At 59.1% G+C, this 20204-nt stretch carries 16 protein-coding genes and 2 tRNA genes; 14 read left to right on the top strand and 4 right to left on the bottom strand.

Annotated features, from left to right (window positions below):
* Positions 1-51 precede the first annotated feature (51 nt).
* The 7 genes from HMPREF1147_RS09175 (at position 52) to HMPREF1147_RS09145 (ending at position 9203) form a co-directional block, all read left to right on the top strand.
* Entirely contained in the window at positions 52-582 is a 531-nt protein-coding gene (locus HMPREF1147_RS09175; RefSeq protein ID WP_009658715.1) for a gamma carbonic anhydrase family protein, read from the top strand.
* A complete protein-coding gene (ndk, locus tag HMPREF1147_RS09170) occupies positions 582-995 on the top strand; it encodes a nucleoside-diphosphate kinase (RefSeq protein WP_009349537.1) in 414 nt (137 codons plus the stop codon). The genes HMPREF1147_RS09175 and ndk overlap by 1 nt, the downstream gene beginning before the upstream one ends.
* Before the next feature lie 77 nt (positions 996-1072).
* Complete coding sequence (locus tag HMPREF1147_RS09165) at positions 1073-1582, top strand: cob(I)yrinic acid a,c-diamide adenosyltransferase (RefSeq protein ID WP_009658592.1); 510 nt, start codon at positions 1073-1075, stop codon at positions 1580-1582.
* Entirely contained in the window at positions 1579-4260 is a 2682-nt protein-coding gene (polA, locus tag HMPREF1147_RS09160) for a DNA polymerase I (protein ID WP_009658680.1), read from the top strand. Before HMPREF1147_RS09165 ends, polA begins: the two co-directional genes overlap by 4 nt.
* Complete coding sequence (coaE, locus tag HMPREF1147_RS09155; protein WP_009349540.1) at positions 4260-4865, top strand: dephospho-CoA kinase; 606 nt, start codon at positions 4260-4262, stop codon at positions 4863-4865. Before polA ends, coaE begins: the two co-directional genes overlap by 1 nt.
* The gene (locus HMPREF1147_RS09150; protein ID WP_009349541.1) at positions 4849-5427 is read left to right on the top strand and encodes a lytic transglycosylase domain-containing protein; all 579 of its coding nucleotides are present in this window, start codon (positions 4849-4851) and stop codon (positions 5425-5427) included. Before coaE ends, HMPREF1147_RS09150 begins: the two co-directional genes overlap by 17 nt.
* On the top strand, positions 5424-9203 hold the full coding sequence (locus HMPREF1147_RS09145) for a PolC-type DNA polymerase III (RefSeq protein WP_009658588.1): 3780 nt from the start codon (positions 5424-5426) through the stop codon (positions 9201-9203). The genes HMPREF1147_RS09150 and HMPREF1147_RS09145 overlap by 4 nt, the downstream gene beginning before the upstream one ends.
* Before the next feature lie 156 nt (positions 9204-9359).
* Here HMPREF1147_RS09145 and HMPREF1147_RS09140 read toward each other — a convergent pair whose 3' ends face one another.
* On the bottom strand, positions 9360-10562 hold the full coding sequence (locus HMPREF1147_RS09140; RefSeq protein WP_009658648.1) for an MFS transporter: 1203 nt from the start codon (positions 10560-10562) through the stop codon (positions 9360-9362).
* A gap of 274 nt (positions 10563-10836) precedes the next feature.
* On the opposite strand from HMPREF1147_RS09140, the gene HMPREF1147_RS09135 reads away from it, so the two are divergent.
* Positions 10837-11496, top strand: coding sequence for a 3'-5' exonuclease (locus HMPREF1147_RS09135; RefSeq protein ID WP_009658609.1), 660 nt, complete (start codon positions 10837-10839; stop codon positions 11494-11496).
* Between the two features lie 119 nt (positions 11497-11615).
* Here the strand turns inward: HMPREF1147_RS09135 and HMPREF1147_RS09130 are convergent, their stop codons facing one another.
* Complete coding sequence (locus tag HMPREF1147_RS09130; RefSeq protein WP_009658682.1) at positions 11616-14207, bottom strand: cell division FtsA domain-containing protein; 2592 nt, start codon at positions 14205-14207, stop codon at positions 11616-11618.
* 540 nt (positions 14208-14747) lie between these two features.
* Between HMPREF1147_RS09130 and dhaL the strand changes: the two genes are divergently transcribed.
* From dhaL to HMPREF1147_RS09100, 6 genes are all read left to right on the top strand, one after another.
* Positions 14748-15371: a dihydroxyacetone kinase subunit DhaL gene (gene dhaL / locus HMPREF1147_RS09125; protein WP_232208074.1), complete on the top strand. Its 624-nt coding sequence runs from the start codon at positions 14748-14750 to the stop codon at positions 15369-15371.
* A gap of 34 nt (positions 15372-15405) precedes the next feature.
* Entirely contained in the window at positions 15406-16884 is a 1479-nt protein-coding gene (gltX, locus tag HMPREF1147_RS09120; RefSeq protein ID WP_009658624.1) for a glutamate--tRNA ligase, read from the top strand.
* Positions 16885-16964: 80 nt separating this feature from the next.
* A tRNA-Glu gene (locus HMPREF1147_RS09115) sits at positions 16965-17039 on the top strand.
* A 6-nt stretch (positions 17040-17045) separates the two neighbouring features.
* A tRNA-Glu gene (locus HMPREF1147_RS09110) sits at positions 17046-17120 on the top strand.
* Between the two features lie 53 nt (positions 17121-17173).
* Entirely contained in the window at positions 17174-17932 is a 759-nt protein-coding gene (locus tag HMPREF1147_RS09105; RefSeq protein WP_009658693.1) for a sulfite exporter TauE/SafE family protein, read from the top strand.
* A 45-nt stretch (positions 17933-17977) separates the two neighbouring features.
* Positions 17978-18388 carry a rhodanese-like domain-containing protein gene (locus HMPREF1147_RS09100; protein WP_009349550.1) on the top strand — a complete coding sequence of 137 codons (411 nt, stop codon included), beginning with the start codon at positions 17978-17980 and terminating at the stop codon, positions 18386-18388.
* Between the two features lie 276 nt (positions 18389-18664).
* Here the strand turns inward: HMPREF1147_RS09100 and HMPREF1147_RS09095 are convergent, their stop codons facing one another.
* Complete coding sequence (locus HMPREF1147_RS09095) at positions 18665-19228, bottom strand: hypothetical protein (protein ID WP_009658605.1); 564 nt, start codon at positions 19226-19228, stop codon at positions 18665-18667.
* A gap of 468 nt (positions 19229-19696) precedes the next feature.
* Positions 19697-20080: a helix-turn-helix domain-containing protein gene (locus tag HMPREF1147_RS11480; RefSeq protein WP_050992877.1), complete on the bottom strand. Its 384-nt coding sequence runs from the start codon at positions 20078-20080 to the stop codon at positions 19697-19699.
* Positions 20081-20204 lie beyond the last annotated feature (124 nt).

Raw genomic sequence — 20204 nt, 5'->3', positions numbered from 1 at the left:
GCCATGCTATAATAGGAACGTCAGAGGAACATGATGAGGAGGCGCGTATTGATGGACAAGATCATTCTGCCCTACAGGGGAAAGAGCCCTGCGATCGACCCGACGGCGTTTATCGCACCGTCCGCGGCGGTGATCGGCGACGTGACGATCGGCGCACATTCGAGCGTTTGGTTCGGCGCTGTCGTGCGCGGCGACTTTCAGCCGATTAGGATCGGCAGCAACACGAACATCCAGGAGAACGCGACAATTCACGTCATGCGTGACGTGACGGTAGAGATCGGGGATCATGTGCTCATCGGGCACAACGCGGTCGTGCACTGCAGCAAGATCGGCAGCAATACGCTCATCGGCATGGGCTCGATTGTGATGGGTTACTCCGAGATTGGCGAGAACGTGGTCATCGGGGCGGGGACGTTCCTGCCGCAGCACAAGAAGATCCCCGCGAACTCGCTCGTGTTCGGTTCCCCTGCACAGATCGTGCGCGCACTGCGCGACGACGAAATCGAGGCGCTGCACAATGCAGCGGAAAACTACGCCGACCTCGCGGCAGAATATCAAAAGATCATTGAGGAGTTGAAGTAATGGAACAGACACTGGTTCTCATTAAGCCGGACGCCGTCAAGGCACATCACATCGGCGACATCACGAAGGCATACGAGGATGCGGGGCTCACGATCCGCGCGATGAAGATGATGCAGATGACGGATCGCATCGCGCGCATTCATTACGAAGAGCATCTGACGAAGCCGTTCTACGGCGAGCTCTCCGCGTTCATGACCTCCGCGCCGCTCGTTGCGATGGTGCTCGCCGGGGAGAACGCGATTGCGCGTGTGCGCGAGCTGCACGGCGCGACGAACCCTGCGAACGCGGCTGAGGGAACCATTCGCAAGCGTTTTGCAAAGGATGGAAGCGAGAACGCGGTGCATGCCTCCGACAGTCCCGAGAGCGCAGCGCGCGAGATTCACATCTTCTTCAGCGAGACGGAGATTTTCTAAAAAATATAGCGGAAGCGATCGCCCGACCGTGCCTTTGCGCGGCCGGGCACATGCATCTATATAAGGAGGAAACTGTAATGGGCGTCACAACGAAAACAGGCGATAAAGGGCAGACGAGCCTCTTCACAGGCGAACGCGTGGACAAGGATCACCGCCGCGTCGAGGTCTACGGCAATGTGGATATGCTCGCGTCCGCGCTCGGCATGGCGCGCGCATTCGTCGAGAACGAGAGCGTCAGGGAGCGCGTTCTGAATCTCCAAAAGAAGCTCGGTATGCTCATGGCGGATTTCGCGAGCATCGGAAAAGAGCCGATGATTACCGACGAGATGCTGGCGGAGCTCGAGGCGGACGAGGAAGCCATCGAGAAGAGTCTGCCGCCCCTGCGCGTTTTCCTCATCCCGGGCGAGACGAAGGGCGGCGCGATGCTCGACTTTGCGCGCACGACGGCGCGCACGGCGGAGCGACGCGCATGGTCGCTGCGCCGCGAAGAGGATGTCCATGAGATCGACATTCGCTTCCTCAACCGCATGTCGGATTATATTTTCCTCCTCATGCGCCTCGAAGAACAGGATGTGCGGGACAAGTGACGGAAAAATTTGCAGTCATCGACGGGAGCAGCCTCTTTTTCCGTGCGTTCTACGCGCTGCAGCTCCCGCCGAACGCACACGGCGTCCATACGAACGCGATCCACGGCTTTGCGATGATGCTTGTGAAACTCCTCAAGGAGCACGCGCCCGCGCAGATTGTCATCGCGTTTGACAAGAGCCGCACGACATTCCGCACGGCGCTGTACCCCGACTACAAGGGCACGCGGGACAAGACGCCCGAGGAGCTGATTGAGCAGATTCCCCTGCTGAAGGAGCTCGCGGCGTGTCTCGGCATCCCCTTTGTCGAGATGGATGACTACGAGGCGGACGACATCATCGGCACGCTGGGGACGCAGGCGGCGGCAACGGGGGCGGCGGCGATCGTCGTGACGGGCGACCGCGACGCGCTCCAGCTCATCCGTCCGGGGCTCGACGTGCTCCTGACGAAAAAGGGCATCAGTGACACGCACCGCTACGATACGGCGGCGTTCGAGGAGGAGTACGGGTTCGCGCCGATCCGTCTCATCGACTTGAAGGGGCTGATGGGGGACAGCTCGGACAATATTCCGGGCGTTCCGGGCATCGGTCCCAAGACCGCGACGAAGCTCCTGCTCTCCTACGGGACGATCGAATCTGTGCTCGATCATGCGGAGGAGGTCGCGGGGAAGAAATTGAGCGCATCGCTCATAGCGTACCGCGATCAGGCGCTCCTCTCGAAGGAGCTTGCGACGATCAAATGCGATGTGCCGGAACTCCGCTATACGGCGGAGGGCTTTCGTATGCAGCCCGACCGCGCGGCGCTCGAGGCGTTTTGCAGGACGTACGAGCTGCGCTCCGTGTGGCGCAGCCTCTCGGAGTTCCTTGCGCCCGCGGCGCAGGAGACGCATGTGGAGCAGTCGCTCTTTGCGGCGCCGGAGGAAGAAAAGACGGAGAGTGACCTCGTGCCGCTCGACCTTGACGCATCGCTCGATCCGGTGTCGCTGCGCTCTGCGGAGCGGATCGCGGTCGCTGGCGTGTTCGAGGGGACGGCGCCGTTCCTGAATCTCGTAGCACTGGCGCTTTCCTATGGGGATGTGCGCGGCGTGCTGCACGCGTCGTCTGCGCATTTTGCAGAGGTATTGTCGATTCTTTCGGAGCGTCCCGTTGTCCTTTGGGATGCGAAGCGTTATGCGCAGGCGGGAGTGACGCTCGGGACGGAGGTTTTTGACTTCGCGCTCGCGGACTATTTGCTGCGCCCCGAGGAGCGGCAGAGGTCGCTTGATCGTGCGGCGTCCGCCTATTTGGACGAGCTTTCTGCGCCGCAGACGGCGGAGGATCGTACGCTCTCTGCGGCGTATGCGCACCTCGCAAACGGCGCGCCGCTGCATAACGAGCAGACTGCCTTCTATGAGGTGATTCTTGCGGCGCGGCTCTATGCGCCGACGTCGGCGGCGCTTGCCGATGCAAAGCTGACCAAGCTATATGGAGAAATAGAGCTTCCTCTCGTCCCCATCCTCGCGGCGATGGAGCGGACGGGCGTCGCGGTGAACCGTGCGGCGCTCGCGCGTGCGCTTGCGGCGGCGAATGAGCGCATCGCGGAGATCGAGCAGGACATCTATGCGCTCGCGGGGACGGAGTTCAACATCAGCTCACCCAAGCAGCTCGGCGAAGTCCTCTTTGACCGGCTCGGGCTGACATCTCCGAAGATGAAAAAGACCAAGACGGGCTACTCGACGAACGCCGAGGTGCTAGAGGAGATGCGCGCGGCGCATCCCGTTGTGGATCGGGTGCTGACGTACCGCATGTGGAGCAAGATTCGCTCGACCTACCTTGAGGGCATCGGTGCGCTCATTCGTCCCGATACGGGGCGGGTGCACACGAGTTTCAACCAGACGGTGACGGCGACGGGGCGGCTCTCAAGCTCCGATCCGAATCTCCAGAACATCCCCGTGCGGACAGAGGAGGGGCGCGCCGTACGTGCGCTCTTCGAACCGGGCGAGGGCTATGATGCACTGCTCTCAGCGGACTACTCGCAGATCGAGCTGCGCATTCTTGCGCATATGTCGGGGGACGAGACGCTCATCGACGCGTTTCTGCAGGGGCAGGACATTCACGCGCGCACGGCGTCGGAGGTGTTCGGCGTGCCGCTCGCCGAGGTGACGAGCGCACAGCGGCGCAGCGCAAAGGCGGTCAATTTCGGCATCGTCTACGGGCTCAGCGACTACGGGCTCTCGCAGGATCTCGGCATCCCGCGCAAGGAGGCGGCAGGCTACATTGAACGCTACTTCGAGCGCTATCACGGCGTGCGCGCGTTCCTCGACCGCGTCGTCGCGGACGCGCACACGAACGGATTTGTCACGACGCTCTACGGGCGGCGGCGCGCGCTCCCGGCGATCAACAGCCGCAATTTCATGCAGCGGTCGAACGCGGAGCGCATGGCGATGAACACGCCGATTCAGGGGACGGCGGCAGATCTCATCAAAATCGCGATGATTCGTGCGGACGCGGCGCTTCGTGCCGCGGGGGTAAAGAGCCGCATCCTCCTGCAGGTGCACGACGAGCTCGTGCTTGAGGTCGTAAATGACGAAATCGCACAGGTGACGGAGCTGCTGACGGCGGCGATGAGCGGGGCGGCACAGCTCGCCGTGCCGCTCGCCGTCGACGTGCATACGGGGAAGAATTGGGCGGAGGCAAAGTAATGTATGTCATAGGGCTGACGGGCGGCATCGCCTGCGGCAAATCCACCGTGAGCGAAGCGCTGCGCAGGGAAGGGGCGGCGATCGTGGACGCGGACGCCATCGCGCACGAACTCTCGCGCCCGGGCGGGGCGGTCTACGACTTCTATGTGCGGGAGTTTGGCGGAGATATTCTCGCTGCGGACGGCACGCTCGACCGCGGCGAGATTGCGCGGCGCGTCTTTGCCGATCCGCATGTGCGGGATCGGGTGAACGCGCGCGTGCATCCGCTGATTCGCGCTGCGGCGACGGACAAAATCGCGGATCTGAGAGCGGAGGGACACGCGGCGATCGTGCTCGACGTGCCGCTCCTCTTTGAGGCGGGCTGGCATCGGATGACCGACGAGTCGTGGGTCGTCTCCGTGCCGAAAGATGTGCAGCTCGCGCGCCTGATGGCACGCGATACGGCGATGAGCGAGGCGGAGGCGCGCGCGCGGATCGCGGCGCAGATGCCGCTCGCGGAAAAATGTGCGCTGGCAGACGTCGTGATCGACAACGGCGGCGCACGCACGGACACCGAGCGGCGCGCCGCAGAGCTTTGGAGGCAGCGTCTTGCGTCCCTTTCGTAATACGCGCCGGGGTCTGTGGCTGCTCCTGCGCGCGGCGGTTGTCGCGGCAGTCGCCTTTGCGCTCGTGGGCGGCTGGTCCTTTGTCGAGCGCAGCTATATCTACCCCTACGACTATCGCAGCTACATCGAGACGAGCGCCGCGCAGCAGCGGCTCGACCCCTTCCTCGTCGCCGCGGTAATTAAAAACGAGAGCAAATTCCGCAGCGATGCCGCCTCCGACGGCGGCGCGGTCGGGCTGATGCAGCTCATGCCGCAGACCGCCGCATGGATTGCAGGACGGCTGGGCGAGCCGTTTACCGAGGACTACCTTTACGACCCCGCGCTGAACATTCGCTATGGCGCGTGGTATCTGGCGGAGCTCCTGCAGGAGTTCCGCGGCAACGAAATTCTTGCGCTCGCGGCATACAATGCGGGGCGCGGCAACGTGCGCGACTGGATGGAGCGCTATCGGTGGACGGATGCGTTCGACGAGATCGACGCAATCCCCTACCCGGAGACGCGGCTCTATGTGCGGGCGGTGCTCGAGGACAGAGCGCAGTATAAGAGGCTGTACGAAGAATGAACAAGACCTACCGGATTCTCCCCAGTGCCGAGGATATGCTCCTCCGGCTCATACGCGGACTCTCCCTCTCCGATGCGGAGCGGGAGCTTTTGTGTGCGAGCACACTGCGCCATGTCGAGGTATCCGCAGAGTCGAACGAGTGGGAGCTGGTCGTCGGCACATCCGCCGTCCTCTCGGAGGAGCTGATTGCGCGCATCTGCGCGCAGATCGCGGAGAACTACGGTCTTGCCGAGGTCTTTTTGCAGCAGAACGTCGTCGCACTCGAGCGCGCCGTTGCGCCCGTCTGGGAGCGCGCCGTCAATCAGGCGGCGGCGGGCGATGCCGTCCTCTTTCACACGCTGCGCCAGTCGCGCTATGCCGTCGACGGCAACGTTCTTCGGCTCGAAGCGCCGGGGCGGTTCGGCGCGGAGCTGCTCGGCACGCGTACGGTGACGCGGCGGCTCGAAGAAGCGATCCGCATGAATGTAGGATGTGCGTGCCGCGTTGTGTGCGCGGAATGCGCCATCGCCGAGGACGCGGCGCAGCCGGCATGGACGCCGCCCCCCGTGCCCGTGACCGCAAAAAAATCCGCATCCGCCGCACAGCCCGCCTCGTCCCGCGCATCACGCGGCGCAAAAAAAGGCGCGCCGCTCCCCGAAAGCGTCATTATCGGGCGCGTCGTGCAGGGCGAAGCGCGCGAACTCGGCGTCGTGGAGGACGAAATCAAAAACATCGTCCTCGAGGGCGAAATCTTCGCGCCGCAGGCGAATAAGCTCAAATCCGGCGCGTACATCCTCCTGCTCAAATTTGCCGACAAGACGAACGGCATCGCCTGCAAGAAATTTTTCGGCATCCGCGGGAAAGCCACGCAGGAGGAGATCGACGCCGAGGTCGAGCGCATCCTGAAGGCAATCGGCAAGGGCTGCGCCGTTCGCATCCAAGGGAAGATCGAATACGACAAATTCGTCAGCGATTATGTCCTTTTCATCGACAGCATCGAGAAGCGGAAAGTACCGCAGCGTGAGGATAACGCCGCGGAAAAGCGTGTCGAACTGCACGCGCACACGAAGATGAGCGCGCTCGACGCCGTTGTGCCGCCGAAGACGCTCGTCGAGACGGCGGCGCGCTGGGGATGGCCCGCGGTCGCCATCACCGACCACGGCGTCGTGCAGGCGTTCCCCGAGGCGATGAACACCGCGCGCGCGCTGAAGAAAAAGGGCGTCGATATCAAGATCATCTACGGCATGGAGGGCTACCTCACCGACGACCCCGCACAGCAGCGGTCGAACCACATCATCTTTTTGGCGAAGAATAAAACGGGGCTCTACAACCTCTACAAGCTCGTCTCCATCTCGCACATCCGCTTTTTCCGCGGGTCAAAAAAGCGCGGCCGCCCCTGCGTGCCGCGCGCCATCCTCGAAGAATACCGCGATGGGCTGATCGTCGGCTCCGCGTGCGAAGCGGGCGAGCTGATCCGCGCCATCGTGCGCGGGGAGAGCGACGAGGAGCTTGAGCGCATCGCCGCGTTCTATGACTTCCTCGAAATACAGCCGATCCACAACAACGACTTCCTAAAAATCGACGATCGTTTCCCGATTCGCGACGACGAGGACTTGCGCAATATCAACCGCAAGGTCTCGGAACTCGCGGATAAACTCGGAAAGCCGCTGATCGCGACCTGCGACGTCCATTTTCTCAACCCTGAGGACGCCGTCTATCGCGCCATGCTGCAAAAGGCAAACGGCTATCGCGACGCCGACCGCCAGCCGCCGCTCTATCTGCGCACGACGGACGAAATGCTCGCCGAGTTCGACTACCTCGGCGTCGAGCGCGCCTACGAGTGCGTCGTCACGAACCCGCGCCGCATCGCGGACGAGGTCGAAGAGTTCCTGCCGATTCCCGACGAGCTCTACGCGCCGATGGTACCGGGCGCGGATCGCGAGATCGAAGAGATGTCGTATCGGAAGGCGCGGCGGCTCTACGGCGAAAATTTGCCGAAGATCGTCTCCGACCGCCTCGATCTTGAGCTCAAACCCATCCTAAAGCACGGTTTTTCCGCGCTCTACATCATCGCGCAGCGTCTCGTCAAGAAATCCAACGACGACGGCTACCTCGTCGGCTCGCGCGGATCGGTCGGCTCGTCCTTCGTCGCGACCATGATCGGCGTCACCGAGGTCAACCCCCTGCCGCCGCATTATCGCTGCAAACACTGTCAGTACAATAAATTTATCACGGACGGTTCCGTCGGGAGCGGTTTTGATCTGCCCTCCATGGACTGCCCCGTCTGCGGCACACCGCTCATCAAGGACGGACACAACATCCCGTTCGCGGTGTTCCTCGGATTTGACGGCGACAAAGTCCCGGACATCGATCTCAACTTCTCGGGCGACTATCAGCCCGTCGCGCATAAGTACACCGAAGTCCTCTTCGGCAAGATGAACGTGTTCCGTGCGGGTACGATCGCGGGACTGCAGGACAAGAACGCCTACGGCTACGCCATGCACTACTATGAGGACATGGGCGTGCAGAAGGGGCGTCCCTACATCGAGCATATGATGCGCGGCTGCATGGGCGTCAAGGCGACCACGGGACAGCACGCGGGCGGCATCATGGTCGTGCCGCGCGACATGGACGTGCATTATTTCACGCCGATCCAGCGCCCCGCGAACAATATGGAATCCGACACGCTCACGACGCATTTTGATTACCACTCCATCAGCGAACGTCTCGTCAAGCTCGACATTCTCGGACACGATGACCCGACCGTCATCAAGATGCTCGAAGAGCTGACCCACCGCGACCCGGAAACCATCCCGTTCGACGATCCCGCCACTATGTCCATCTTCACCTCGACCGACGCACTCGGCATCACGCCCGAGGAGCTTGGCGCGAACATGGGCACGTACGGCATTCCAGAGTTCCGCACGTCTTTTACGCAGAAAATGATCGACGATTCGAATCCCGACTGTTTCGCCGACCTCGTGCGCATCTCCGGATTTTCCCACGGCACGAACGTCTGGCTCGGCAACGCGCAGGATCTCATCAAGGCGGGCACGAGCACGCTGAAGGACGCCATTTCCGCGCGCGACGACATCATGAACTACCTCATGCAGAACGGCATCGACCCGCTGCTCTCGTTCAAGACCATGGAGAATGTGCGCAAGGGCAAGGGCATCGCGCCCGACGTCGTGGAGAAACTATATGCGGGCGGCATTCCCGAATGGTACGTCGAGTCCTGCCAAAAGATCAAGTACCTCTTCCCGCGCGCGCACGCGACCGCCTACGTCATGATGGGCTACCGCATCGCGTTCTGCAAAGTGCATTACCCGCTCGCGTACTACGCCGCGTACTTCTCCATCCGCGCCGACGAGTTCGACGCGAACATCATTGCAAAGGGGCGGGACGCGATCAAGGCGGCGATCGACGCACTGAACGCCGAGGCGCGCGAGCACAGAGGGAAGCTCGACAACAAGAAGCAGGACACACTCATCGTGCTCCAGCTCGCATGGGAAATGTATCTGCGCGGATTCGCGTGCGAACCCGTCGATATCTACACCTCCAACGCGGAGACCTTCATCCTGCACGAAAAATCCCTTCTGCCCCCGCTCACCGCGCTCCCCGGCATGGGGCAAAAGGCGGCGCAGGCAATCGTTGAGGCGCGCAAAGACGGCGTATTCATCTCCATCGAGGACCTCGCCACGCGCGCCCATGTCCCCGCCCCCTCCATCGAAGTCCTCCGTGCACACGGATGTCTCGCAGGTATGACCGAGAGCAACCAGGTGGAGCTGTTTGCGTAGAAAAATAAAACACCACATCCGAGTTAATCAATGATTCGGATGTGGTTTTACATTTTGGAATCCAATTCTGATATACGCGGAGGAAAATTCTTGATGAACAACGTATTCTGAGGGACTATATGATGAATGCGGTATTTCTGAAAAATATGCAAAGGATTATATTTCGGCCGCAGTATATCCTTTCCGAATATACCGCCCCCAAACGAACACAGAAAGCGTCAGCAAGATTGCGCCCGCCGTCGGGAATAGGAAGTGCATGCCAAGATAGGTGGCGACGATGCCGCCGAGGAGCGGTCCCGTAAAGCCGCCGACCTGCTGCGCGGCGAAGAGCATACCGAACACGCTGCCCTTGAGGTGTGCGGGGGTGTGCTGCGCGATGACGGCATTGAGCGAGGGCTGCACGCCTGCGCCGAATAGTCCGATGACGAACTGCATGGCGGCAAAGGGGATAAGGGTCTCGGGGATCCCCTGCAGGGTTAGGACGATGCCCGCGAGCGTCATCGCCAGACACATGGAGACGAAATAGCTGCGCCGCGCGCCGAAGATGCCCCAGAGCGGCGCGGCGATCGCGCCCGCGATGCCGCTGAGCGAGAAGACGACACCCGCGGCGAGGACGATGTTTTCGATCGTATCGCCCGCGAGATATTTGACATAGGTTGTGAGGACGGGCTGGAGGATAAAGACGACCATCTGTGCGAGCGTGCTGACAACCATCATCGTGCGCAGGATAGGAATGCGCCACAGATGCCATGGATTCGCGTCTTCCTCCGTCTGAGGCGTTTCATCCGCATGGGCGGGCGGTTCCTTGATGAGGAATGTGAATGCGAGGAAGTTGACAAAGAGTGCCGCGGCGCCGATGTAAAAGCTCATGCGCATACCGAATGTTTCCGCGAGCACGCCGCCGAGGAGGGGACCGATGACGCCGCCTGCGGTCAGTGTGCCCTGCATGATGCCGAGGCATAGCCCGAGACGTTCGCGCGGCGCGTAGAGGGTCATGATGGCAAGATCCATCGGCCAGAGCCCCGCGGCAAATCCCTGAAAGATCCGCACGAGGACGAGCTGTTCGGGCGTCTGCACGATGCCGCCGAGGAAATAGCCGACGGCGATGAGGAAACTCGCGCGCATTGCCATGAGCCTCTTGCCCTTGCGGTCGGCAATGCGCCCCCAAATCGGCGCCATCACTGCCGAGACGAGGAAGGTAACTGAGAACGTAATGCCTGCCCACATGTTGACCGACGCCTCGTCCACGCCGAGCTCAAGCGTCAGGTACATGGGGAGAAACGGAATGAGCATCGTATAGCTGGCGGACATAAAGAGGACGTTGCAGGTCAGCAGTGCGAGCGCGGCCTTCCAATTCATGATGCGGTACACCCTTTCAGAAAATATATCTGCTTCTATTCTAACACTTTTTTCGGAAAAAGAAATAAGTGAGGCAGGACTTTTTTCCTATTTCTTGATTTTCAGCGCCCATTGTGCTATGATAACGAAAACGTAACAATTCCGTCCTAAAAAGTTAAAATACATTAACTTTTTGGGTTTATGAAAAGCGCTCCCGGTAAAGCGCCAAAGAACACTGCAACATTGTCTGCCGCGCGTCATTTACGGCAGATTTTTTCGAAGGTAAGGAATGCGTATGAAACACATTGTCGTCGATTTGGAGATGAATCCTATTGGCAAGGAATACAAAGAAATACGACGGAAATTAAACGGCGAGATTATTGAGATTGGCGCAGTGCGTCTCAGCGAAAAATTTGTGCAGGAGGATAAATTTCAGTGTTATGTCTGCCCTGAGTACGGGCTGGTGAAGAAGCATATTACGGAGCTCACGGGCATCACGCAGGAGCAGGTCAGCGGGCAGCGCGTTTTTGCCGAGAGCTTCAAAAATTTTGTGGACTGGATTGGTGCTTCGGAGACGAAAATCTACTCGTGGAGCATGTCGGACATCAAACAGCTCCGTAAGGAGTGCCGCCTCAAGGTGCCGGACTTTGATGTGAACTGGCTCGATATGCGCTGGGTGGATCTCCAGCAGGCATTTGACGATCGGCTCGGGCTGCACAACAGTCTCGCGCTCAAACACGCGCTTGGCGCGATGGGGCGGCGGTTCGAGGGGACGCAGCACTCTGCGCTTGCCGACGCGATCAATACAAGTGCGGTACTCACGCTGATGCAGGATGATGAGAAGTTCCGCGAGACGATGCGTCCCGTGCTTGAGATCCTCGAGCCGAGCGAGGGGCTTTCGGACGCGATCGGGGATCTCTTTCCGGATCTTGAGAAACTAAAGAATAATTTGTAGTCAAATCCCGCCAATATGCAGCAGAGCTGTTGCACAAGTATATGCAACAGCTCTGTTTTTACATGTGTTTGATTTTTCTATGTGGTAGTGCTTGATGCAAAAATCGCGTCGACACACGCTCAATCGTACCGCATCAGCGACTCGATGGTGATCGTGCCGGGCGATGCAGAGGGGGGATCTGCAGGGGATGTTGCCGGGGCGTCAAATGATTCTGCGGGCGCTGCTTCACCGGGTACCGTTTCCTCCGCTGCAGGCAGTTCTTCCGCCGGCTCCTGCATCTCTTCTTTTGTATGCGGGCGTACCGTGGGGAGGGGGACTGCCGGTGCGTCGGGGAGTCCCGCGTGTGCGGCAATGGTGCCGAGGATCATGCTTGCGGCAGGGGCATCCGTATCGACGGACGATGCGGATGTGCCCGGTGAAACGATCGGCGTTAGGATGACCTCGAGTGTGTCGCCGTTCCGGATGGGGCTTGTAAAGTCCGCCTTGACCCCGTTGACGAGAATGGCAAAAGTCACGCGGGTGGTCGCAGGCGGGGGAGTGAATCCTACGGCGAGCAGCGCTTCGCTGACATTGGCGTTGCCCGTGCCCTTTTGATATGAAATCACCGCGCCGTCCGTGAGGACGGTCTCGGGGGCGGCATCCGCACCGTTGACTGTCAGGCTGAAGCCGGAGGCGGGGACATCGTGTTCTTTCCCCTCATAGGTAATCGTTGCATACGAGGCAGAGGAGAGATCAATGACGGACGCGATGGTTGGAATGCTTGTCTCTTCGTATTCGATGACGTCCCCCGCGCGCAGAACGGTCGAGAGTGCGGCGGGCGCGTCGTTCAGTGTGATCTTTGGCTGCGCGGTAAAGCGGCGGGGGTCTCCGTTCAGCGTATAGGCGATGTGTCGTCCTGCCGGCGGCAGATCCTCGGCGCGCAGCAGCTCGCCGAGCGTACGCTCCCGTCGTGAGGTAATGATGTCGCCGTCGCATAGGAGCGGGTCGCCCTCAGGGGCTGCTTCGTTGACGAGGACATTTGCAGCGACGCGCACTTCTGCGCCGTTCAGCAGCACTGTATAGTCGTTTGCCGCCCCTGTGACATCGCTGAGATGCACCTCGGGCTGCGTGCCGTTCTCTCCTGCCACGAGTTTGATGCGGCAGTCGTCGTGAATGGGGGAGTCGAGCCCCGCGCTTTTGCCGTCGATGGTGATCTGCGCGAGCGTCCCCATCGTACCTGGGAAACTGCGCCGCTCGCCGTTCACCGTGACCATGAGTCCCATGCCGGGACGCCCGTTGTATTTGCGCAGGCTGATGCCCGCGGCGAGCAGCGCGTCGGAGACGTTTAGCTCACGGAAATTGAACAGGCTGTACTCGATATCGTTGATCCACACGGCAAGGAAGTGCAGTGTGTTGATCGAGGCGATCTTGAGGATGCCGAGCGGCGTTACCGCATCCGGCGTGTGCAGCTCGGGCGGCAGATCCTCGACGCCGTCGACGACGTCAGGCTGGCGGACGGCAACGCGTCCCGCGGGGATGCCGAGCGCATCCGCGACCAGTTCCGGCATCATCGGGGTGAGTGAACCGCCGCCGACGAGCATGACCGCCTGCGGCGGCTCGCCGTTCAGCTCCAAGATCTGCTTTGCGATCGCGCCCGCGAGATTTTCAACGCTCGGGCGAATGGCAGCGACGACCTGATCCGCCGTGAGTGAGAGCCGCATCCCGAGAATATCGGTGAAGGAGACGTCCTCGCCGGCAGAAGCTTTGCGCTTGATATCCTCCGCAATATTAAAGTCGAGGAGATATTCGCGCGAGATCGCCTCTGTGATCTCATCGCCCGCCATCGGCACCATCCCGTACGCGATGACCGAACCGCCGCGCGTGATGGCGACGTCGGACGTGCCCGCACCAATGTCGACGAGGACGAGGTTCAGGTGGCGCATCGTGGGGGGGATCAGGACGTTGATGCCCGCGATCGGCTCGAGTGTGAGCGCGCGCATCTCCAGATGCGTCTCGCGCAGAGCGGACTGCATGGAGTCGACGACCTGGCGCGGGAGGAAAGTCGCGATGACCGTCGCCTGCGCACGCCGACCGCGCTGTCCGACGAGCGTCTTGAGGTCGTTGCCGTCGAGTGTGTAGCGGATCGTGCTGTAGCCGACGCAGTAGTAGCGCGTCGGATCGTCTACGGTATGCGACTGGGCGAGCTTCTTCTGTGCTGCCTGTACGCCGGCAAAGTCGAGGTCGCGCTGCTGTGCGGGCGTGATCGTCCCCGTGACATCCTGCGACGCCTCGGCGGTCATCGTGTAGAGCGCGCGCCCCGCTGCGGCGACGGCGGCACTGTGGAGCGCACCCGTGCGCTCGGTGAGCCGCCGCTTGACCTCGCGGATGATTGCTGCGACCTGCGGCACATCGTGAATCTGTCCGTCGAGCATGGCACGTGTCTTATGCTCCATGCGTTCCGTTGCAAGGATGTGGAGGCCGCCCTCACGCTGCTCGGCGACAATGCCGATGACGCTGCGCGTACCGATGTCGAGTGCAAAGACAAGCTCTGTCTGCCGCTCGCGGCGCGGCGTGCCGAGCGTGGGTGCGCTCTCGTCCTTTTTCGGTCGGCCGCGGCGCTTCGCCGGCTGCTCCTCCGGTTCCTCTTGTATGCGTTTTTTGGGGCGGCCGCGCCGTTTTGCGGACTGCTCCGGGGCAGGAACTTCTTCGTTGATATTCTCCAAATCCGGCATTTCTGTCTCCCCTGACCAATCAATGTAAACTAAAGTATACTATTTCATTTAATTCGTGTTCTTTTGAAAAAATCCTGCTGTGTGCTCCGTATCTCCGCACACAAAAAGGTCAGAACGCAGCCGCCGCGCGGGCAGATCCGTCCTGACCGGAAGAGAGGGGTCTGAAATGCCGTATGCCTTATATGTCTAGACCTGCGTAAAGCAGGTGGGTACCCTAAGTCCGGCTTCCGCCTGTGCGGAGCACTTCGCGTTCACCGAAATCAAGTCGGGTTCCCTAAAAGATCTGTAGGTTAGACATTGCTAAGACATACGCACATCGAAGGCGTACCGCTCTTTTATATTATGATAGCATAAAAAAAAATGACCCGCAAGACTTGACAAATAAAGAATCAAAATTTGTAACAACAATATGAAATCCGACTTTGCACAAAAACTCGCCGGAAATTGCGCGCCCCCCTTTTCCTGTGCGGGTTCCCGTGCTATAATATGAGCGGTAATATGGAAAATTCTCAATTTCATGAGAAAGATGGTGTGACGGAGATGGCAAATGTTCGTGATGCGGTAAATGCGGTCGTCGCTGCGGTTATGGCGCAGAAGGACTACCTCACGGCGGTGGATGCGAAAACCGGGGACGGTGATCACGGGCTGAACATGGCGCGCGGTTTTACAGAGGCACAGGATCGGCTGGCGGAGCTGCCGCCGGATGCGCCGCTCGGAGACGTCCTCCGGCAGATCGGGCGCGCGTTCATCGAGAATGTCGGCGGTGCGGCGGGGCCTCTGTACGGCATCGCGTTCGTACGTGCAGGCGAGGCGGTAAACGCGGAGACGCGGCTTGACGTGCGGAGTTTCGAAAAACTGTTTACCTGCGGCATTGAGGCGATTGAGCGGCGCGGGCGTGCACAGCGCGGCGATAAGACCATGCTCGATACGCTCATCCCGATCCGCGATGCCTTCCTGCCCGCGCAGGCAGAGGGCAAGAGCTTGCGCGAGTGCCTCGAGGAGGCTCTTGACGCGGGGCGCGCGGGTGCAGAGTATACGAAGACGATTGTCGCGCGGCGCGGGCGTGCCGCGCTCATCGGCGAGCGCAGCATCGGCATTGAGGATCCGGGCGCGATGAGCTCGCTCATCATGTTCCGTGCACTGTGCAGCTATCTGCGCGGCTGAACACGAGAGATTGTATTTTGGGAGGAAATATTTGATGAACACTGCGATTCGCACCCGTTTTGCACCGAGCCCCACGGGGTACATGCACATCGGAAATCTGCGCACGGCGCTCTATGCGTACCTATTTGCGCGCGCGAACGACGGGACGTTCATCCTGCGCATAGAGGACACCGACCGCAGCCGCTACGTCGCAGACGCCGTTGACTTCATCCGCCGCACGCTTGATGCCGCGGGCATTGTTCCCGACGAGGGTCCCGACGACATCGGCGGCGACTACGGTCCTTATGTACAAAGCGAGCGTATGGAGATTTACAAAAAATACGCAGAGCAGCTCGTTGCGACCGGACACGCCTACCGCTGCTTCTGCAACCATGCGGAGGAAGTGCCCCCGGCAGAGGGAGAAAAGAGCTTCGGCGGCTATCCGCGCACATGCCGCGATCTCCCGCCTGAAGAGATAGAGGCGCGTCTCGCACGGGGCGAGGCGTACGTCATCCGGCAAAAGATGCCGCTCACGGGCGAGACGACATTTTATGATGTGCTGCACGGCAACGTTACGATCCCGAACACGGAGCTCGAGGATCAGGTGCTCCTCAAGAGCGACGGTATGCCGACCTATAACTTTGCCAATGTCATCGACGACCGCCTCATGAAGGTCTCGCATATCATCCGCGGCACCGAGTTCATCACCTCGACGCCGAAACATGTCCTGCTTTACGAAGCGTTCGGCTGGGAGCCGCCCGTATTCGTGCATCTCGCGCCCGTCATGGGACGTGATGAGGAGACGGGCAAGACGAGCAAACTCTCGAAACGCCACGGTGCGACGAGCTTTAACGACCTCGTAGAGGCAGGGTACCCCGCCGCCGCTATCGTCAATTATGTGGCGCTGCTCGGCTGGAGCCCGAAGACGACGAATCAGGAAGTCTTTTCGATGGACGAGCTGATCGAATGCTTCTCGCTCGAGGGGCTCTCGAAATCGCCCGCCGTCTTTGACTATGACAAGCTTGGGTGGATGAGCGGCGAATATTTCAAGGCGATGACGGACGAAGAGTTTGCGGAGGCTGCACGCCCCTTTGCCGGTAATCTGCCTGCGAATCTCGCGGCGCGGTGGATGCAGATTGCAAAGCTGCTCAAGACGCGCGTCACGAAACTCGGTGATGTGCGCCCCGCGATCGCCTTTCTCATCGAAGCGCCTGCCTTTGATGCCGGCCTCTATGAGAATAAGCGGAACAAGGTTACGCCTGCAGCGGCGGCGGAACTGCTGCCCATGCTCATCGAGATCCTCGCGGCACTCCCCGCGGAGCACTGGGAGAACGACCTCCTCTATGCGCTCCTTGAGGAGTGTATTGAGCGCGAGGGCTGGCGCAAGGGGACGGTCATGTGGGTGCTGCGCATTGCGGCGGCGGGACAGGCGGTCACACCGGGCGGCGCAACGGAGATTCTGTCGATCCTCGGACGTGAGGCGGGACTTGCACGGCTGCGCGCGGCGCTCGCGCATTTGAACGAACTGCGCTGAGACCCGGCGGCAAAGATGCGAAGAAAAAACGCTTGCTTTTTACCCGTCTCTATGCTATAGTATCTCCTGTTGACATATCCGGCGCCTTCGTCAAGTGGTTAAGACACCGCCCTCTCACGGCGGGTTCATGGGTTCGAATCCCATAGGCGTCACCAACATTCGGCGCCTTCGTCAAGTGGTTAAGACACCGCCCTCTCACGGCGGGTTCATGGGTTCGAATCCCATAGGCGTCACCATGTGTCTATTCGGGAGCTGCATGGCAGCTCCTTTTGTGTATATGGGAGCTTGTATGCTTTTTCTGTCCATGCTCCTTCTCGGCGCGACCATCGGGTTCGTCGGTGCGGGCGGCGGCGGCGTCGTCATCACACTGCTCGTCGTCGGATTTGGCGTGCCGATCCATCAGGCGCTCGCCGTCGCACTCGGATCGATGGCGTTTACGACGCTCTCGGGTGCGGTCAGCCACTACCGTGAGGGCGAAGTCGTTCCGCGCACGGGATTTGTGATCGGTGCGGGCGGACTCGTCGGCGCACTCATCGGCGCAGTGATTTCAAATCATATCGAATCAGGAAACCTCAGCCTCTTCACGGGGCTGATGCTCGAGTCGAGTGCATTTTTGCTCTACCTGCGCATCTATCAATCCTCGTGGCTCGAACAGCACATCCATGTGCGTGCCGAACTCCTCACCGGACGCCCGCTTTATATCTACGGCAGTCTCACCGGACTCGTCTGCGGCATCCTTGCGGGCGCGTTCGGCATCGGCTCGGCGGCGTACATTCAGATCGCGCTCATGGTTGTGTTCGGCGTGCCGCTCCTGCAGGCAATCGGGACGACCATGATGATCATCGTCCCGATCTCCATCAGCGGAGGCATCGGCTACCTCCTCTATGGACAGTTCGAGCCTGTGATCTTTTTGCAGACGCTCGTCGCGCTCTCCGTCGGCTCATATTTCGGGGCAAAGTTGACACACCTTGCTCCGCGTGCCGTCCTGAGGTTCTTTATCGTTGCGCTTCCCGCGGTGGGCGGCTTGATTATGGTTTTGTTTCGGTAGACTGCGGCAGGTTGTGCCGCGTAATTTATACAAAGGAGAATTTACATGAAAAAATTTGTTGCGGCAGTTCTGCTCGCAGCGGCGGCGGTCACAGCATTTGGGTGCGGACAAAGCTCCGCCGCCACAGGCAGCGACGGCGGGCAGACTGCATTTCGCCGCGTCACGGGGGACGAGGCACAGAAAATGATGGAGAGCGAGACGGGCTATCTGATCGTGGATGTAAGAACCCCGCAGGAATACGCCGAAGGGCATATCCCGCACGCGATCAATGTTCCCCTCGATACCATCGGGACGAATCCCCCCGCCGAGCTCCCCGACAAAGCGCAGATGATTTTCGTCTACTGCCGCAGCGGCGCGCGCAGCATGACCGCGTCGAATAAGCTCGCGCAGATGGGGTATACGAATATCGTTGAGATGGGGGGGATTAAGGACTGGCATGGAGAGGTCGTAAAGTAAGATGTGACGCGGGATTTTGGCGCATAACTGTGTCACTGTGAAAAATACTGTGCTCGACGTAGGTCTTTAACTACGACTTCGCTTGCATTTTTCTTGTTCCTTGTTCTGCATCCAAACTTCCGCGTCTCTCAGGTTTCCTACATAGAGAGGCGTGACGCGGGATTTTGGCGCACGGTATTCTAATTGTAAAATCAAACACGGAGATGTTGTCATGTACAACATCTCCGTGTTTGATTTAGGCTTGCAATACAGGAATATGTTCCTGCCGTGAGGCGGTTAGTGTGTTGTTTCTGCGTCGAGTTTGGGCTTCCACAGGAAGAGGATCAGGACGATAATGCCGGCACCCAGCAGCATATCCAGCACATACCAAAGCTTTCCGTCCACGACACCCGTAATGGCGACAATACCTCCGAATGCGACGATGGACGTTATGCCGTGCATCATGCCGACGGCGCCGGCAATGGAGGTTCCGACTGCACAGGCGATCCATGTCCGTCGAAAATCCTTTCCGGCGAAGGGGATCGCTCCTTCCGTAATGCCGGCAGAGGAAAGAAAGAGCGCGGATATGCCGAGCTGTCTGTCGGCAGCATCGAAGCGGCTGCGCAGGAGGAATGAGGCGAGTCCCATACCGAGCGGGGGAATCGCGCAGCACATACGGAAGACACCGTTCGGCCCGAGGATTCCTTCCGCCATGAGCGCCAGTGTAAAGGCTGTGGCTGCCTTGCTGCACGCACCGCCAAAGTCGGCCGCTGCGAGCAGACCGATGCCAAGCCCTAGTGCCATCGCACTCGTTCCGTTCAGCTGATACATGCACTGAATCATGAACTTATAACGAATCATATGGTTTAGGAAAAGACGGGATTCGGCGGGAAAAGGCGGGACGCTATGAGAATCAAGGGATTCGGACGATTTTCGACGCACGGCGAGTTCCTTAGTCAGTTTTGGAAAAATGGGAATTTGGACGAAAAAACGGGGCTTTGAAGAAATTTTTGAAGAGTGCTTTCAAAAACCTTCAAAGCCCTTTTAATTCTAGTTTCAAGAGTTTTTTAGAGATTGAAAAATAGTGTGGTCTGGAGGCTTTTGAATAGTGGACTAAGGAACTGACTAAGGAACTCGGCAAAAAAACGCGATAAGCTTTGTGTGGCAATGGATTCGAGCATTTTCTAAAAAAATGACTAAGGAACTAGCAGAACATAGATAAGTAAGTTAATTTTTCAAGCAAAAAACGGCAAGAATTTTTCTCTGCCGCTGTCAATTATGTAATCAGTTTTAACCCTAGTTGCTCTGCGATCGCACGAGCATTTTGTTTCATGCCTGCATTTTTTTTTCGTCGTGAATTTCACAATATTCCCTAAAGGCGTTCTGAAATTGAATTTTTGTCCAACCACGCAGATCCGTGTTTGTGCTTTCCATGAGTGCCGTTAAAATTTCAATCATATCCTTTAGCTCGGGGTCAGGAATGACCTCGATTTTTTGTGTGACTTGGACACCTTTTAGTAACCAATCAATAGATACGGAATATTCGTCAGAAAAAGAGAATAAATACTCAATACTTGGTTTTGAACCTCTCTCCGTGTTCTTTACATAAGAGACAGACACACCGATGATTTCAGCTACTTCTTTTTGCGTGATACCTTGTTGTTGGCGAATTTCTTTTAGGCGTAAACCAATAGAAGAATAATCCGGTTTCATACTAAACCCCTTAAAAGACATCTATAAGAAACTTTTTATTGACTAGACATTTATAAGTGTCTATAATAAGAGTGTAACTTAATTATTGACTTAAACCTACAGCATCCGGACGGACGAAACATTT

Origin of the sequence: Selenomonas sp. FOBRC9 (assembly GCF_000287655.1) — a bacterium.
GTDB classification, from domain to species: domain Bacteria; phylum Bacillota; class Negativicutes; order Selenomonadales; family Selenomonadaceae; genus Centipeda; species Centipeda artemidis.
The sequence above is the reverse complement of the archived record's forward strand: the minus strand, read 5'-3'. Positions and strand labels throughout refer to the sequence as shown.